Below are 16,942 nucleotides of genomic sequence, written 5' to 3' on the forward strand. Positions count from 1 at the left end.
CCCTTCATCCACATGATTCATCTTATGAATACCAGATAGGGCTATCTTCTATAATTTAGTTCCGGCCGACTAAATCTCTTCCACAAGCTCGAGCTCAATCACCGTATCCAGCTCATCCGGCAGATCGCCGCCAGCCAAGTGGATAAAGGCGCCACTTTCCGTGTCGGAATATTGATCCGCCATCCAAGGCGTCTCGACGTGAAGCTCGCTGCCGTCTGACAGCAGACGTGCTTTTTTGATTCTGCCTTTCAAGCCCTGGAAGTAGATGGGCCCGATGCCCCGGTCGAACACATGGGCATACAGTTTGTTCCCGCGCTGTGTGTAGCGGCCCCATTCCGGTTTGGGAAGCTCGGCTATGCCGCAGCCATAGATGCTGTCACCGTTGCGGTGAAGCCACTTGCCGACCGCTTCCAGAATATCGAGCGATTCCTGCGGAATTTCGCCCTTGGCATCCGGTCCAACGTTGAGCAGCAGGTTGCCGTTCTTGCTCACGCATTCCACGAGCGCGCGGATCGTCTGGCGCGGGGATTTGTAATTTTTGTCGGTGGCATGGTATCCCCAATGATCGTTTAGGGTAATGCAGGCCTCCCAAGGAATGGCTTCACCGGCCGTATTCACAATACCTTCAGGCGGAATGATCTGCTCCGGCGAGAAGAAATCGCCTGCGTACACTTCAGGCTCCTCCGCCATAATGTTGCCGCCAAGACGGTTGTCAATGACAATATCCGGCTGAAGAGAGCGAATCATCTGAATCAGCTCGGTTGCCCGCCACTTCTCAGCTGTCATATCGTCATAGGAGAAGTCGAACCAGATGATATCAATTTTGCCGTAGTTGGTGAGGAGCTCACGAACCTGACCGTGCATGTATTCGAGATAGCGGTCGAAGTCGATTTCCTTATCCTTGTATTCTTCATTGTCGCGCATCGGATGCTGGCGGTCGCCGTAGGCTGGATAATCGTCATGATACCAATCGATTAACGAATAATAGAAACCCACTTTGATCCCTTCTTCGCGGAACGCGTCCACGTATTCACGAATCAGATCCCGACCTGCCAGCGTATTCGTCGCCTTATAATCCGTCAGCTGGCTGTCGAAGAGGCAAAAGCCGTCGTGATGTTTGGTGGTCAGCACCGCATAGCGCTGTCCGGCCGCTTTGGCCGCCTTCGCCCAATTGCGCGGATCATACAGTTCCGGATTAAATTCATCGAAATAAGTCTGGTATTGTTCGTTAGTGATCCGCTCCTGGCTCCGTACCCATTCCCCTCTTGCAGGAATGGCATACAAGCCCCAATGGATGAATAGGCCGAAACGGTCGTTCATCAGCGGCAGCGTTCTTGCAAAACGCGAATTCATGGTCATCTTAACCTCCGTTTGCTAGTTTATTTGTTCTTCTCGTCGTAAGCCGTTTGGTAGATTTCCAGATAACGCTTCAGGTTCATGTTGTCCAGCTGGCTGACGTAGCTGTCCCATTCCGTATCCAAGCTTGCATCGCCAATGACGAAGCGGGCAATCATTTCATCCACGTAGTCATTGACCGTCTTGGCCAGATCGGCCACTTCGGAAGCCTGTTCGTTGGTCAGGAACAACGGCGGCACCGTGCTGATGTCCTTCGGTTTATACGGCTCATAGTTATTCTTCGTCTCGTTATATAGGATTACCTCTAAATCGTCGTCACCTTTTGCTACGGCGGAGAGGCGGAATTCGTTGGAACGCAGCGCAGGACCGGTCTGGGCCCAGTTTACATTTTGAACTGTACCGAAGGATTTCAGCTCCGACCATACAGCAGGCTTGCCGTTAATGCCGATTTCACCTTCTTTGGCATCACGCCATTCCTGGTCCGGACGACCATACACGCTTCGCAGCGTCATTTCTTTCTCATACAATCCGTCTGCCCAGCGAAGCGCAAGCTCCGGGTTTTTCGCCTTCTTAGTGATGATGAATGATCCTGGTGTCAGAGCCGTGGTATCCACTGCGGCATATTGTACGCCTCCAGGTCCTTTTAACGGTGGAACGGCTTTGTACTCTTTCCAGCGACCGCTTTCTCCCAGCAGTTGCGTAAATACGCCTTCATGGCCTCCCGTCGAGGCGCCCAGAATCACCGTTCCGGGATTTTCCCCCTGCTGGATCAGTTGGTTTTCATCTTGTGTAAAGGATTCCGGCGCAATAAGTCCATCCTTATAGAGCTTATTCAAATAACGCAGACCTTCGCGCCATTCCGGCTTGTTGTAGGCAACATCGAGTTTGCCGTCTTTAATGTACATATGCTTGCTGCTTGATCCGTACACCGGATTATAAATGAACGAATTCATTAAGAATGAATCAATCGTTGAACGCCATGATTTTTGCGTGATCGACAAAGGAACTTCATCTTTTTTGCCGTTGCCATTCGGATCCTTTTCCTTAAATGCCTTCAGAACATTGTATAGATCTTCCGTTGTCTTGGGCATCTCGAGTCCCAGTTTCTTCAACCACGGCTCGTAGATCCACATTTTCTGGCTCATCGAACAGTGGTAACAGTCATTTACTTCAGGCAATGCATAGATGTTGCCATCGATCGCCGTCACCATGTCTTTGATTTCAGGATTATCCTGGAACATTTTCTTCGTCTGCGTACCCTGCTTCTCGATCAGATCATTCAGCGGCAGGAACGCGCCCTGGGAGCCATAAATCATTTGCTGGGTAGGCGTTACATTCAGCCCCATGATCACATCCGGATAGTCCTCGCTCGCCAGCACCAGATTCAGCTTTTCCTGCATGCTCTGTTCCGGCACGACTTCCCATTCGATGTGGACATTGGTTTTTTCCTCGTACCATTTGGTAAACTCATTGGTCTCAAAATTCTCTACGAGCGGATTACCGCGCACCATGATCTTAAGCGTCGTTTTTTCTTTTACCAGCGGGTAGGTTCCAGGTGCCGATAGTTCTACCGTTTGGGCTGCGGGAGTCTTGCTCTCTTTCTTTTCCCCGCTTCCTTCTTTCGTTCCGCCGGAGCAGCCTGCAAGCAGTATGCTGACGGCCATGATCAGACCTGAGATCTTTCTGGCTTTCTTGTACATAACAACCCTCCATGATTTTCAAATGTAATTCATACATGAATTATCTCGGTATCAGCCCTTCAGCGAGCCGATCATGACGCCTTTGACAAAAAACTTCTGAACGAAAGGGTATACCACCAAAAGCGGAACCGAAGTCACAACTATCAGCGAATACTTCAGCAGCTCACGTAGTCCCTGCCGCGCGGCGGCCGTTTTCGCATCACCCAACATATCGATATTGATCTCGTTCTGGACGAGAATATCCCGAAGGATCAATTGCAGCGGATATAGATCCGCCCGTTTCAGAAAAATCATGGCATTGAAATATTGATTCCAGTGCCCCACGGCATAAAACAAAGCGATGACCGCCAGAATCGGCCCCGATAAAGGGAGTACGATCCGGAGCAGAAAGCGAAAATCCGTACAACCGTCGAGCTGGGAAGCTTCCAGGAGCTCACCCGGAATCGTCGTTTGAAAATAAGTGCGCATGATGATGACGTTCCAGACCGACAAAGCCGCAGGGATCAACATGGACCAGACGGTGTCGATCATGCCGAGGTTTTTGACCAGCAGATACGTCGGGATAAGCCCCCCGTTGAACATCATGGTGAAAACAAACAGCAGCATGAATACATTCCGTCCGCGGAAATCTCTCCGCGATAGCGGATATGCCGCCAGGACCGTAAACAATAGATTGATTCCCGTCCCTGCCACCGTATAAAACAAGGTGTTCATAAACCCGCGTACGACCATGCCGTTTTTGAAAACTGCCCGGTAACCATCCAAGGTCGGCTCTACCGGCCACAGCCACACACGCCCTGACAGAACGGCGCTGCTCGAGCTGAATGAAGCGCTTACAACATACACTAGAGGATACAGCACGATAATCATGATGAGCGCCAGCACCGTATAATTCACAATCGTAAACAGACGGTCAGAGCCGGCTTCTTTCATTTTCGGTTTGCGCAAGGTTTCCGCCGCCTTTCTACCATAAGCTTTCCTGTTTCAATTGTTTGGCTGTCTGGTTCACGATAATCAGCAGAATAAAGCCGATCACCGCCTTGAACAAACCAATGGCTGTCGCATACGAGAAATTCATGGCCTGCGACACAAGCCCGACTTTATAGACATAAGTATCAATCACTTCCGAGGAACGCAGATTGAGCGCATTTTGCATCAGCAGTATTTTCTCGAAGCCGGTTTCCAGCATTTGTCCGGTATTCAGGATCAAAAGTATGACCGCGATCGGAAGGATGCCCGGTATGTCGATATGCCGCATCCGCTGGACCTTCGTCGCACCATCCATGACAGCCGCCTCATGAAGCGCCGGATCGATGCCCGAGAGCGCAGCCAGATAGATAATGCAGGCAAAGCCCGTATTTTGCCACACATGCGACCAGACGTAGATCGATTTGAACCATGAAGCCTGCGCCATGAAATGGAACGGTCCAAGTCCGAACCAGCCGAGCAGCGTGTTGATCAGCCCGGTCCGCGGATCAAGAAACTGTAGTAACAGACCCACCAGGACAACCAGCGAAATGAAATAAGGAGCATACGTGATCATTTGAACCGTGTTTTTAAAACGCCGGCTTTTCACGTAGTTGAGTCCGAGCGCAAGCAAAATCGGAAACGGAAAGCTCGCCAGCAAGGCATAAAAGCTGATGACCAGCGTGTTCCGCAGCAATCTCCAGAACTCATGCGAATGAAAAAAACGTTCAAATTGCGCAAACCCTACCCAAGGGCTGCCTCCGATGCCTTTGGTCACATTGAATTCCTTGAATGCGATCTGTGCGCCGTACATCGGTACATATTTGAAGATAATGATATACAGCAGCGGCAAGGCAAACAGTGCATACAATTGCCATTTGCGTCTGATGTCTTTCCAAAGATTCAGCCCAGTCACCCCATTTCATTTTGATATTCCGGCCGGTGACTGAAGTATAGACAAAATGCCCGCCATCAGTAAATCTGCATATTTCGAGCGTTATTCCCTTCTTTAGAAAGTGCATTATTCCGGTTTATAACCAGTATTCTTTTCTTTAGATTTCATGCAGATAGACATCGGAAGCGACGTTTTGCATACCGCAAGCAAAAAAATCCGCTAAACACGGTTGGTGATCTAAAAAAATCGTAAACATTCATTCATACGATAATCACGCTTCACGAACACAGCTTTCCTTCCTGTACTCCGTTGCGCTCATGCCATTCGCGCGCTTAAAGGCACGGCTAAACGTATTCAGCGACAAATAACCGGTCAAGGAAGCTATCTCGCTGATCGGCATGCTGCTATGGGCAAGCAAGCGCTTGGCTTCCTTCATGCGGACGTTCTCCAGATAGTCTGAGAAATTCATGCCGGTTTGCTCTTTGAAAAAAAACGACACATACGCCTCGGATGTCTTTGCTTCCCCGGCCAATATGGACAAGCTCAAGTCCGGATCCGGATAGTGACGGTCAATATATTCGATCAATTTGCCTGCCAGGGAATCATTATGACTGCGTTTGCGTTCCTCGTACTTCCGGCAAAGCTGCAATAAGGTTTGAAAAAGCATATGTATGGCTTCAGTGGAAGGCAATGCCGGGTCGGATGCCTTCAGTACCACTTCCAGCTCCTCGGCCAGTGGGTCTTCACCGGAGCCTGAAGGCTCGCAGCATTTCATGAGCGTACCGCATAGCTCCTGGGCAAGCAGTCTCTCGACAACCGCCGGCAATTCGCGGACTCCTCCATTCTTCTCCCTGATTTGGTCCATCAGACGGACCGTTTCCGGTCTGTTACCGGACCTTACCAGCTGAATCAGCCTCTGCTCCACATCCGAAGGATAAAAGTAAGCAGGGACCGGGAGTTCGGTTGTATCGTAAAATAAGATCGGCTGCTGATCATTCCAGGCTGCATGAAGCAGTAGAAATTCAGCCTCGCCGTATGATCGGTATGCCTCCGTCAGTCTGGTTTGGCAGGTACCGACCGCGAGTGAAAGGCCCGCATTGCTTGCTTTCTTCAGCTCTGCATATAATTGGTACAGTAACAGCCTCACCTTCTCCATAAAATGTTCCGCTTCTGGCCCTGCACCGTGAAGCAGTAAAGCCAGCTTGTTTTCTCCCAGATCATGCACCTGCGGAGATATCTCTTCCAACATGCTGATCCTTCCGATGACATCCCGAATATTCAGTTTCACAATATCCAGCTCTAAGAGCATTTCTTCATTGTAAGGCGCATGATAACCGCGCAGCTGGATAACCGCGATTGCCAAATTTTCGCCGTACAACTCCACACGGGAGTGCTCCATAGCGGCATCAACTTCCTCCTTGGAGGTAAAGCCTCCCTGAAGCAAGCGGTCATAAAAAACATTCCTCAGAAGCGGAATCTGCGCCTCCAGACGACTGTTCAGTGCATCATGACTCTCTACGAGCGCGGAAACGGAACTGCGGATATCGTCCATGAGGTTGCCAAGAGGCCGTTTCTGCTGATCCCCCGCTCTGAGCGGCAGAAGCTGCAGCATCTTAAACACCGGCCGACTGCTCCGGTATGCGAGAAAACCCGCTACGAACAATCCTGCGATTAAGGCTAAAATAAAGACGGTGAGCGTAAGCTCCTTGATATAATTGGCTTTCTCAAGCACGACGGCTTCCGGTTGGGCAGATACATAAATCCAGCCGTTATAGCTTGAAGTCGTTTGCGTGATCAGCATTCTTTGTCCATTCCATTGAAATTGCGAAAACCCCTCACCAATAGGAAGCGCTTTCAAATCAGTGGAATTCGGTTCCATTCCAATTTGACTGATGAGATTCCCGTTCTGATCGGCAACATAGGCAAAACCTCCACGCTCCGAATCAATGTGCCGCAGCATCTCTTGGATTTGTTGATTATTGATGAGTACGGTGATCACGCCACCGCTGTCTTTTGTACCGAAAGACTGCATATAACTGACGACCGAGTACGGCTTACCTTCGTATTGAACCGGCATCCCGGGCTTATAAGTTTTGTAGTAATACTGATTAAACAGCTGGGCGTACCATTCTTCATACGACAGATCATCATACCTCAGCTGCAAACTATAGAATTGCCTGGCGTTGTACACCTTGCGCGGAGAAATAAACATGCCGCTGGTCTTATAGGCAATATAATAATCGACGATAAAATGGTTCGACATCCGGTAGTCAAACAAGCTTTTCTCCAGATCCCACAGCCGGTAAGGATTGGTCTGCTGAAAAGGATCCTTGACGAATTGAAAAGACTGGATTTTGGATTCGCTGGACATCTGCTCAGCAATAGTCTCCACTTCGGCAAATCTCCGGTCCAGCGCTTCCCGGATTTGACCTAGCGCCGCCTCGCTGCTTTTCATTGTTTCCGTTTCCACGAGAGCCGAGGTTTTATGATATGCAAACCATCCTACAAGCAGGGAGCCCAGTAATATGAGCGCATAAGGCACAAAAAAACGAAAAATCAGTCTACCAACGGAAGCCTTCCTCAAAACAAATCCCACCCTTTGGCAATGTATGCTGTATTAATCCCAATATAGCAGAGATGCGCAGCAGCGTCTTTACATCTGCGGTCACATCCGGTAAAAAAAAGAAGCCATCCGGATAAAGTTACCGGCACGGCTTCTCGAGATATTCCCTTGTGAACTGTGCCATCTGGCCATCTGCCCAACATCTCGTGACTTGCGTCATTTCCCTTTCTTCAAAGACCAGTTTGTAGACATCCGGCATGGATGTAGATCTCCAAAACTCAAAACCGTATGCCGGGTCAAAATAGTTCATGATCAGCGTCATGATATCTCCATGGGTGCCCACAACCATTTTTTTACCTTGATGAGCATCCAATAGTGTCAGGAAGGATTGCACGCCTCTGCGCTGGGCTTCAAAGCTTGATTCCCCGCCTGGATGAGCGAAGTCGAAATCATCGTAAAGCTGCTTTTTTAAAGTATGGAAGCCTTCCCCGGACAGTTGAACTTCCTCGTCCGCCAACTTTCTTTCCCTCAAATCCTCCACGAGAATGATGCGTTTCCCGGCTCCCGCGGCGACGGCCTCCACGGTTTGAATAGCTCTTTGGTAGGGACTCGATACGAAGACATCGATCTCCTCGGATTGGAGAATCTCCAACACTTTAAGTGCATCCTGAGCCCCCTTGCCGGATATGCCTCTTTCCCGTTCCAATCCGGGGATATATTGTGATTCCGCATGCCTCACCATAAACACAACGGTTAGCAGATTGTTCACCTCCGTAGCTACGCATTTTTTGACAGCCTCTGATCAAAGAACCCGTATCGGAAGAGCCAGTTGTTTCGTAATTCAATCACTCCACTTCAAAGATCGAATCAATAATAATCGGCAAGTTATCCCTCACCGAGACGGCTCCAAAAACGGAACGGGCATGGCTTCCACGCTCTCCGAATACCTCCATCATCAAGTCGGAGCAGCCGTTCAGCACCTTATGGTGCTCTTCGAAAAACGGCATGGCGTTTACGAACCCCTGTATTTTCACCACCCGTTTTACCTTATCCAGCGTACCCAGAGCTGATTTCACTACAGCCAAAATCTCTAGACCGGTGCTGCGGGCAAACTGATAGCCTTCCGCGGTGGAATAATCGCTTCCTAGCTTCCCATGCGGTTGGCCTGACGGACCTTTACCGGAAACGAACATCAGTCCGTTCACAGTGACACAATTCACGTATTTGGCTGCCGGTGAGCTTACCTCCGGAATAACAATACCAAGTGATTCCAGCTTGGATTCAATGCTATCTGATGCCATTATTCCACCCCTTATCGCTTGTGAGTAGCCCTAACCTTGTTTTCCACCCGTCCACATACTCCAATTCACAGGCACTATTTCGCAGCTCTCATCTTAATTGAATATCAAATAGATCTGGATATGATGTTCACTGAGCCAATAATCTGCTATATTCGATCCAATACCCTGATAATCCTTTCATGTGCGGTACTCTTTCTCAGCTTCACTGACTTGATGAGCCAAAAACGTTAAAAATCTTTGGTTCTTCCATTGAACACCCTTCGGTTAGATGATTATAATATGGTTACAATCCGACAGAAAAATGGTAATAGAGAGGGGATTTTCGGTGCTACGTGATCATGTCCAGAGTTATGATCCTATTTTTCAGCAGGCTGCTCTTGGAATGGCTCTCATCTCGCTCAGCGGGACCTTTATCAAAGTGAATTCCGCATTATACGATCTTTTGGGACACCCTCCACACGAACTCGTTTTCCCAGCACAGCTGGATATTACATATCAACATATGCTATCTGACCTGACAAAATACGGCGAATCGCTCCAGTCGGATTTGCTTACAAGCGGAACGATCGAACAAGAAATTCAACATAGCACAGGCCGCTGTCTAAAGATCACTATACATCTGGCCATTATTCAGGACGACGATCAAAAGCCGTCGCATTATTGGGCGCAATTCGAGGATCATACGCTTCTTTCAGACCTGGAATCCAAACTGCATTCCAACGAATTCGTATTGCACGATATTCAGAACTCTTACCATCAACTCCTGGAGAAAATGCAGCTTGCCGTTTTGATAACAAAAAAAGGCGTTATTCAATATGTAAATCCGGCAGCGCTCCGACTGGTGCACGCCAAAGATAAAAGTGAATTGCTCGGTACCACAACCGATACTGTAGTCGATGCCTCATACCATACCACTCTGTCGGAACGCAGAAAGAATTTTTATACACATCAGACCCTCAGTGGGGTATCCTACCTGATCAATTGCTTGGACGGCCAGCAAAAATTAGTGGATGGTTTTACTCTTATCATCCGTTATGAAGGGGAACCCGGTGCTGTGGGGGTATTCAAGGATATTACGGAACAGCGGCAAAAAGAGGAATACATGATGCAATCCGAAAAGCTGACCATGGCCGGGCAGCTGGCTGCCGGTATCGCCCACGAAATCCGTAATCCTCTCACATCCATTAACGGATTTATGAAGCTGATGAGATCGTCCAAACGGAGCACTGAAGCCTACTTCGATATTATCGAATCCGAACTGAAACGGATTGAGCTGATCGTGAATGAACTGCTCGTCTTGTCCAAACCGCAAGGCAAACATATCAGCAAGCCTTTAAATATCCTTCCCATTTTGGACCAGGTGATTACGTTAATGAAAGTACAGGCTGCATTAAAAAATATCGAGATTCGAAATGACAGTCCAGATTCTTCTCAATGGATTCTCGGGGAAATCAATCAGCTGAAGCAAGTATTTATCAACCTGCTCAAAAATGGCATGGATGCGATGGAATCTAGCGGAACGATATGGGTGACAGTCGTTTCTACCGACTACGAGGTACAGATCAGCGTTCAGGATGAGGGCATAGGGATGACTTCGGAACAAATTCAGAGGCTGGGCGAACCGTTTTTTACCACAAAGGATAGCGGAACCGGGCTTGGCATCATGATCACGCAAAATATTATTCATAATCACGGCGGTTCCATCCAGATTGAAAGCATTCCGGAACAAGGAACGACCTTTACTGTGAAGCTGCCCCGGATAAGCAAACCCGAGGACGCATGAACATAATCCTACGATTCGCAGCCTCAGTAGGCGCACACCTCCTGCCTTACCCACAAACATCACACCATTTGCTTTTTTAGATTTCTAAGTTATATAAAACTGCCAATCTCTCTTCAAATGTAATCCATTGTTTACATGGATATTCCGAGAAAACCCCTGGAAATCCAGAGGCTTTCTCGGATGATGCCCTTATCTATTGAGACAAAGCTACGATGCTCCTTTCATTCATGTCTTCAAAGCGTTGGGGACCACCAGTTGCCTGATACCACAATCATGCTTAATAGCCGGAGCGTATTGCCGAAGTATACATCTTCCTCAGTGGACACAGCCGCATTGTAATCCCATAAAGCGTTCAGCCAATTTTGATGGGAAGAATCCAGCATGGCACCTACCATCATGGGAGCTGTGAAGGAAAGATCGGGATAATCTTCTAGAGGTGCTGAGCCGTCTAGTTTGTAGCCCGCAAGAATGTTCGAAGGATCATTGTTCGTCGTCTTGCGAATCCACTTCGTCAGTGTATTCACTTGCTCCTTCGCCCGTACATCTCCGGTGATCAGAGCGTCCGTTCCTATACGCCAAGGAATACGGGAAGAATTGTAGCTGTAATCGCCATCCGTTTCCCCTTCCAAAAACTCCGGTTCGGCCGGAGCATAGCCACTGCCCTTTTTCACCACAAAATCGGGAAGCAGGCCTGCGTTCGGACTGTACTTGGTGAACAGTTCCCGGCTAACGGCATAGGTCTTGTCAACGACAAGCCCCCAGTTGCGATCTCCGGATACCTTTTCGAAATCCTTCAAGTGCTGCAGCATAAAATCAGACGGACGCGTTGCATGGCCATATTTGGCATCGCTGTCCGCCGCCCAATCCGCGAGTTTTAACGTCCACTCGGTGTGATTCACGTCATTTTTCATGATAGCCTGGATGACCTTTTTGGCTTCTGCCATATAATTGATTTTGCCGCTGCTTCCCCACTGACTGTCCGCAAGAAGAAGTGCGTAGGCAATATCCATATCCCCGTCAGTCGCTGAATCCACGCCATCAACATCCACAATGGCTTGACCTGTATCGCCCTGCTTCCAGGCCATTAGATCCGGGTTTATACTGCTGGGATGGGCTCTGAAATAGCGGTACAGCCCATCGAAATAAGCTTTAGCCTGCGAATCATGACCAGCCATTAATGCAGTAATCAGCATGCCATATCCATGTGCCTCGGATACCGTGATTGCATTGTAATCTACGTTAAGTGCTTCATCATGTTCCTTTTCGAACCAATCACCGTCCGCATACCACACATAATATTGGGATGCTTCAGATGCTTTAACATACGGGTTTGGTTTCACATATTTCTTCTTCCATTCGTCGTAGAGACGGCTTACCGTCGCATCGATTTGCATCTCACTCTGGTGATTCGGCTTAATCGAACCTGCCGCATATGCCGTGTGCTGCGGGAATGGTTTGAGAGCTGCGGTACCCAGGAAAGATGGTTTGGTCTTCACGGATATTTCAACCGAAGGGAGGGATTCCGCCCCATTCTTGTTGAAGGCTTTGATGGTATACTGATATTCCGTTTCCGGCTGCAGACCATTATCCTGGAAAGAGATTCCTTCCGTCGTTCCTGCAAGGATACCATCGCGGTACACATGATAACCTGACGGCGGTAAACCGCTCGAAGCATCCCAGGACAGGTTAACCCGGAACGGGGTCATCCCCTCGCCTGCTGGCTGCGAAGGCGCAACAGGCGGCTCATTGCCTAATGCAGTAGCGCTGTTGCTAACCTCTACCTTATCAGAGTTATCCCTGGCACCAACTGCCCGGATCACCAAATGATATTGAATTGCGGGATTCAAATGATCTATGGTGACACTATACTGCTCTTGGTTTGGCAGGGCCGGAATGTATTGGCTCCAGTACTTGCCGATCTTATCGTCTTTTTCATAGACACGGAATCCTCTTACCGGTTCTTGTCCGGCTGATGGAGACTTCCATGTCAGAACGGCCTTGCCATCCGTCATATCTACCTTGGCTTGTTCAACCGGCTCCGGCTTGACGTCTGTACGTTTAATGCCGTAATGATCGTATACGCCCAGCCCGTCTTTGGTGTAACCGGGTTTTCCTTCATCCTCGACGGCTGCCGTCATCGCATCGAATTCAAGGACCTGATCCGAGACGGAAACATCCGTGAACATTTTTTTCTCCGGCTGCTCGTCAATTGCGGCGAAATAATCATTATAAGGAACAGGCTTGCCATCCGCACCGATGATTTCTTCCGGTTCACCGTCAGCGCCAACCTTAAACTGATTGTTCTTATAATAGAACTTGTTACCGAGCGCATTGGACATGAGATAAACCGTTCCCTTCGGATTCATCACATGGCCCTCAGCGTCTTTTTGCAGATCCTGCGGGGCAATGACCTTGTCTCCAACCATCTGGAACGATCTCATGTACATATGGTCATGCGCTTCAAACACCATGTCAATCCCAAGCTCGTCGAAGAGAGGTATCAAATTCTTCTTATAAAACTGGACGCGCTCGTCTTCCCATTGGGCCGAATTGTCCCCGGCTGCGTACGGCGATTTGTGGAAGGTGACGAACTTCCATTTGGCATCGCTTTTGGCTACCGTATGGCGCATCCAATCGACCTGATTCCAGAACTGTTCATGTTTGTCATCATCCCAGTCCACCGAGCCGTCTTCCTTCAGTTTGCCGTCAAACTCCGAGTTGATGATCATATATAAGGCATTCCCGTATTCGAAAGAATACACGGAGCCGTCATGGGTAGCCTTCACCACATTGCGAGGCAGGTTGAAGTGGTTAAAAAAGTTATTGTTCGGCGTGGTTTCATCCCCATCCCAATCGTTTACCTCATGTCCGCCAAGCACCGGTACAAAAGGCACCTGCAGCAGCTGATCCTGGGCTACGCCCAGCAGCCATTGCCACTGCTCCTCCAGGTCGCCGTTATCTACGAGGTCTCCTGCATTGATAAGAAATTTGGGATTGCCGATATGATTGATTGCTTTCTTGAAGGTATCGGCCCAAGGTTCAAATTCCGCTTTATTGGAGGCCTGGGAATCCGATCCTACGATAAAATGAAATGGCTGCGACTTCACTGTATCGGTAGTAAAGGAGCCGATTTCGCTCCATTCCGTCCCGTTCCCAACGCGGAATTGATATGTCGTTCCCGGTGCCAAATGATCCGCTGTCACCTTGTGACTGTAAAATTTCGCTTTGCTGCCGGACGCTCTGTCTTCCTGGGTCATATACGTCGCAATTTCTTCAGCAGAGCCGCTGTATTCTTTTACGGCAGCATTCGAAAAATCATTCCCCTGCACCTTGGAAGCTTCAGCCAGCTGAATGCGTGTTGGCGTCATGATGTCCGTATACCATGCAAAAGAAAGACTGGTTTTGGCATCCCCGTTAAACGTCATATTGATCAGCTTCGGCATCGTAGGAGAATCCTGCACCGTAAAGCTCCATGATATGTTTCGGGCTAGCGGAACACCATCCTCTCCCTTGATGGCGGGCTTCCCGATGGATACTTTATACTTCGAGCCGTACGGGAAGGGTTCATGCCGGATTTCCAGCGTCTGGCCATCCACGATTTGAAATTGAAGTCCCGTGGCTGCTTTACCTTGATCATCCGTAACTTGAATGGATTGCTCGTCTGCTACGCTTATCTTTTTGCTAAATTTGATTTGCAGTGTTTCTGCGGCAGGTACCTTCTCTGCCAAATGAAGCGGGGAATGCATTAATTCCACAGTAGGTGTCACCGGTTGTTGTCCAGCTATGGGTTCGCCGGTCACTTGAATATTTCGGATTCGGCTGGAACCGCCTCCGCCGATGCCCGATGGATTCTCATCCGTATTCGTGGCCTTGTTGGTAGTTACCAGCCAGCGAATGTAAAGTATTTCTTTGTCGTCGGCATGGGGCAAGGAGAGATTTTTCAGTTTACAGGATTGTTTGGGACAGTCAAAATCCGAGACGGCATTCATCTTGACCATTCCATTTGGAACATCCGTCCACTGGACCGCATCCGTACTGGTCTGAATCTTGAATTCATTAGGCCCGGAACCCGAAGAGTTGTGCTCTGAGGAAAGCTTGATATGGCTATAACCTGACGTGGATACGGATGCGAGCCAATATTTCGGCCCCTCCTCAGGGTTCCATCCCTGATAGCTGATAGCCTTATCCTTTGCATCATAGCTCTCGAAAGTCCCGCCTACGTTCTGCAGAACGGACGAGGGTTGATATTGTCCTCCGGTTGCCAAGTGAACGCCCTGCTCACCCTTATCCTTAAAGGACCATTCAGCGAGAATAGAAGCCTTATTGTTGACCGGTCCACTCTCGAATTTCCCTGTATTGCTGGCGTAAGTATGACTCTGGAATGGCCAAACGAGAAGTGCAAAAGCGAGCATGCATAATACGGATCTGCTCCAAGCGGTTCTCCTTATGTTCCTTGTCCTCATTTTTCTTACCCCTTTCTCCTCTTATAATTAAAGCGCTTTAATTTTTAGAATAAAAAAACATACCTTCCCGATAAGCAGCACTCCCTTCCGAGATAACAGGACAAAGAATGTCCCGTTATCTTTTAATATAGCGCAGATGCTCTGTCCAAATCTCGATATTTTGGGTTTATTTGCCGTACTTTTCAACCATTATTGTGATTGTTTCTCTTCAGTCCAGGTCAATCCATTGCTTAAATTCATTCATCACGATCTCATCTCAGGTGTGCAGTTTATGGCCGGGGAATCGCATGCTCGAAACGGTGAATACCAAAATCTTTGACCGAGGATTGCAATATGGCTTCCTTTAACGGATATAGATCCGGCGTAAACCGGACGTCAATACCCAAGCTCAGCAAACGCTCCAACGCATTTCCGATCTCTGATCTTCCGACAGGTTTTACCATTTCCCTGGAAATGAAATATCCGGCGGTCTTATCGAACAGCTCGAAGGTCTCCGGCGGAAGCTCATACCTGTAAAGCGTTGTTTCCATGATTCTGCTGTACCAGCGATTTTCCATGGTCATGACGATCTGCGCCGATGTTTGCCCGAAAAAGCACATTTCGTCTTCCACCGTGATCCCCTCATGTCTTGTATACACAATGCGCGGACAATTTCTCGGGACAAAAAACGTGAACTCATGCGCTTCATCAATGGCCCACACCACAGGCGGCATATCCGTCCGGTTCGCCTTAACCCGCGGATGAAATACGTCGATATGTTTTTCTTCGCTAAAATGATATAACTTCATGTGACCTCCTGATCAAAATCCGATACTCCAGAATGACAATTATTGCCAATAGACCGGTACACTACCAAATCTCACCACCGTGCACCACGCCGAACATGCCGGTCATGCCTTCATGCCGGTTCAATCCGAACTGCTGATAAAAGCCCTCCTTGCCCTGCGAGGCAAACAGACCTACAAACGCTTTTTCCGGCGCATGTTCCCGTAAATAACCTGTAATCGATTCCATGATCACTTTGCCTAGTCCCTTATTTTGATGTTCCGGTACAACGACAACGTCCTGTATGTAAAAGTAAATCGCTCCGTCGCCGACGATCCGGCCCATGCCGACGACCTCATCTTCATTCATCACCATCACGCCAAAAAGGGAGTGTCTTAACGAGTGCTCCGCTGCGCTGAAATTCATGACTTTCTCCCACCCGACCTCGGTGCAAAGCTGCACATAGGTATCTAATCGAGGGACTTTTTCCAGTACGGTATAGCCTTCAGGAATCATAGGGATAACTCCTTGATCTTGGATTTTTTAAAAACTCGTTCTTCAAGTGGGGATGGATCTAAAATGTTTTCAATATCCGGTTCGGTCGGCATGAAGTCATGCTGAATCAATTCGCCATTTTGGTATACGCAGCAGTACTCATAGCACTCTTCATCGGACAACATCTTTTCGATGCTTTTCGGTATATTGGTGGCCAGAATCCGTTCTCCTTGTTTTACGAAGCAAATGTTAAATTGAATCATAGCAATACCTCTCGGCTTCATATATGTTGGCAACTGAACTCTTACACCAATAATCGCAGAACTAGAGGTCCAATGAATAGAAGCACGAGGATCATCGCCGGGATCGACTTATAAAGCTTCGGCAATCGGTGTTTTAACGTTACTCGAGCGACCAGCCATCCCGCTATTACAAAGCCTAGTCCATACAATATGGAATAATGAAACCCGGAACGTGCTGCCGGTCTCTCCCACGCGTTCAGTCCCGCTGCTTCAAGAATCCGATCACCCAGACATAATTCTGGCGTAATGTTGACGCTGAACACATAACCAATCAGGATCAAGACCAATGAAAGCACCGCATAGGATATTTTTCGTATATCAGCGCCTGCTCCTTGTTCACTACGTTTCATAGA

At 48.6% G+C, this 16,942-nt stretch carries 13 protein-coding genes; 1 reads left to right on the plus strand and 12 read right to left on the minus strand.

Annotated features, from left to right (window positions below):
- Positions 1–69 precede the first annotated feature (69 nt).
- From GRF59_RS06605 to GRF59_RS06635, 7 genes are all read right to left on the minus strand, one after another.
- Positions 70–1,353, minus strand: coding sequence for an alpha-L-fucosidase (locus GRF59_RS06605; protein WP_160496814.1), 1,284 nt, complete (start codon positions 1,351–1,353; stop codon positions 70–72).
- 26 nt (positions 1,354–1,379) lie between these two features.
- A complete protein-coding gene (locus GRF59_RS06610; RefSeq protein WP_160496815.1) occupies positions 1,380–3,056 on the minus strand; it encodes an ABC transporter substrate-binding protein in 1,677 nt (558 codons plus the stop codon).
- Positions 3,057–3,107: 51 nt separating this feature from the next.
- Positions 3,108–4,004, minus strand: coding sequence for a carbohydrate ABC transporter permease (locus GRF59_RS06615; protein WP_160496816.1), 897 nt, complete (start codon positions 4,002–4,004; stop codon positions 3,108–3,110).
- 16 nt (positions 4,005–4,020) lie between these two features.
- A complete protein-coding gene (locus GRF59_RS06620; protein WP_160498165.1) occupies positions 4,021–4,893 on the minus strand; it encodes an ABC transporter permease in 873 nt (290 codons plus the stop codon).
- Between the two features lie 295 nt (positions 4,894–5,188).
- Positions 5,189–7,372, minus strand: coding sequence for a helix-turn-helix domain-containing protein (locus GRF59_RS06625; RefSeq protein ID WP_237391662.1), 2,184 nt, complete (start codon positions 7,370–7,372; stop codon positions 5,189–5,191).
- Between the two features lie 247 nt (positions 7,373–7,619).
- On the minus strand, positions 7,620–8,222 hold the full coding sequence (locus tag GRF59_RS06630; RefSeq protein ID WP_160498166.1) for a histidine phosphatase family protein: 603 nt from the start codon (positions 8,220–8,222) through the stop codon (positions 7,620–7,622).
- 103 nt (positions 8,223–8,325) lie between these two features.
- Positions 8,326–8,781 carry a RidA family protein gene (locus GRF59_RS06635; protein WP_160496818.1) on the minus strand — a complete coding sequence of 152 codons (456 nt, stop codon included), beginning with the start codon at positions 8,779–8,781 and terminating at the stop codon, positions 8,326–8,328.
- Between the two features lie 325 nt (positions 8,782–9,106).
- Between GRF59_RS06635 and GRF59_RS06640 the strand changes: the two genes are divergently transcribed.
- Positions 9,107–10,564 carry an ATP-binding protein gene (locus GRF59_RS06640; protein WP_341480022.1) on the plus strand — a complete coding sequence of 486 codons (1,458 nt, stop codon included), beginning with the start codon at positions 9,107–9,109 and terminating at the stop codon, positions 10,562–10,564.
- Positions 10,565–10,797: 233 nt separating this feature from the next.
- On the opposite strand, the gene GRF59_RS06645 is transcribed toward GRF59_RS06640, so the two are convergent.
- From GRF59_RS06645 to GRF59_RS06665, 5 genes are all read right to left on the minus strand, one after another.
- Entirely contained in the window at positions 10,798–14,976 is a 4,179-nt protein-coding gene (locus GRF59_RS06645) for a glycosyl hydrolase family 8 (protein WP_160498168.1), read from the minus strand.
- 320 nt (positions 14,977–15,296) lie between these two features.
- On the minus strand, positions 15,297–15,815 hold the full coding sequence (locus tag GRF59_RS06650) for a DUF6886 family protein (RefSeq protein ID WP_160496819.1): 519 nt from the start codon (positions 15,813–15,815) through the stop codon (positions 15,297–15,299).
- Positions 15,816–15,876: 61 nt separating this feature from the next.
- A complete protein-coding gene (locus GRF59_RS06655; protein ID WP_160496820.1) occupies positions 15,877–16,308 on the minus strand; it encodes a GNAT family N-acetyltransferase in 432 nt (143 codons plus the stop codon).
- Positions 16,305–16,550 (minus strand): hypothetical protein, encoded by a 246-nt coding sequence (locus GRF59_RS06660; RefSeq protein WP_160496821.1) that lies wholly within the window; start codon positions 16,548–16,550, stop codon positions 16,305–16,307. Before GRF59_RS06660 ends, GRF59_RS06655 begins: the two co-directional genes overlap by 4 nt.
- A gap of 41 nt (positions 16,551–16,591) precedes the next feature.
- Positions 16,592–16,939, minus strand: a complete 348-nt coding sequence (locus tag GRF59_RS06665; RefSeq protein ID WP_160496822.1) for a hypothetical protein — start codon at positions 16,937–16,939, stop codon at positions 16,592–16,594.
- Positions 16,940–16,942 lie beyond the last annotated feature (3 nt).

The organism is Paenibacillus dendrobii, from assembly GCF_009807035.1.
Classification (GTDB): Bacteria; Bacillota; Bacilli; order Paenibacillales; family Paenibacillaceae; genus Paenibacillus_AQ; species Paenibacillus_AQ dendrobii.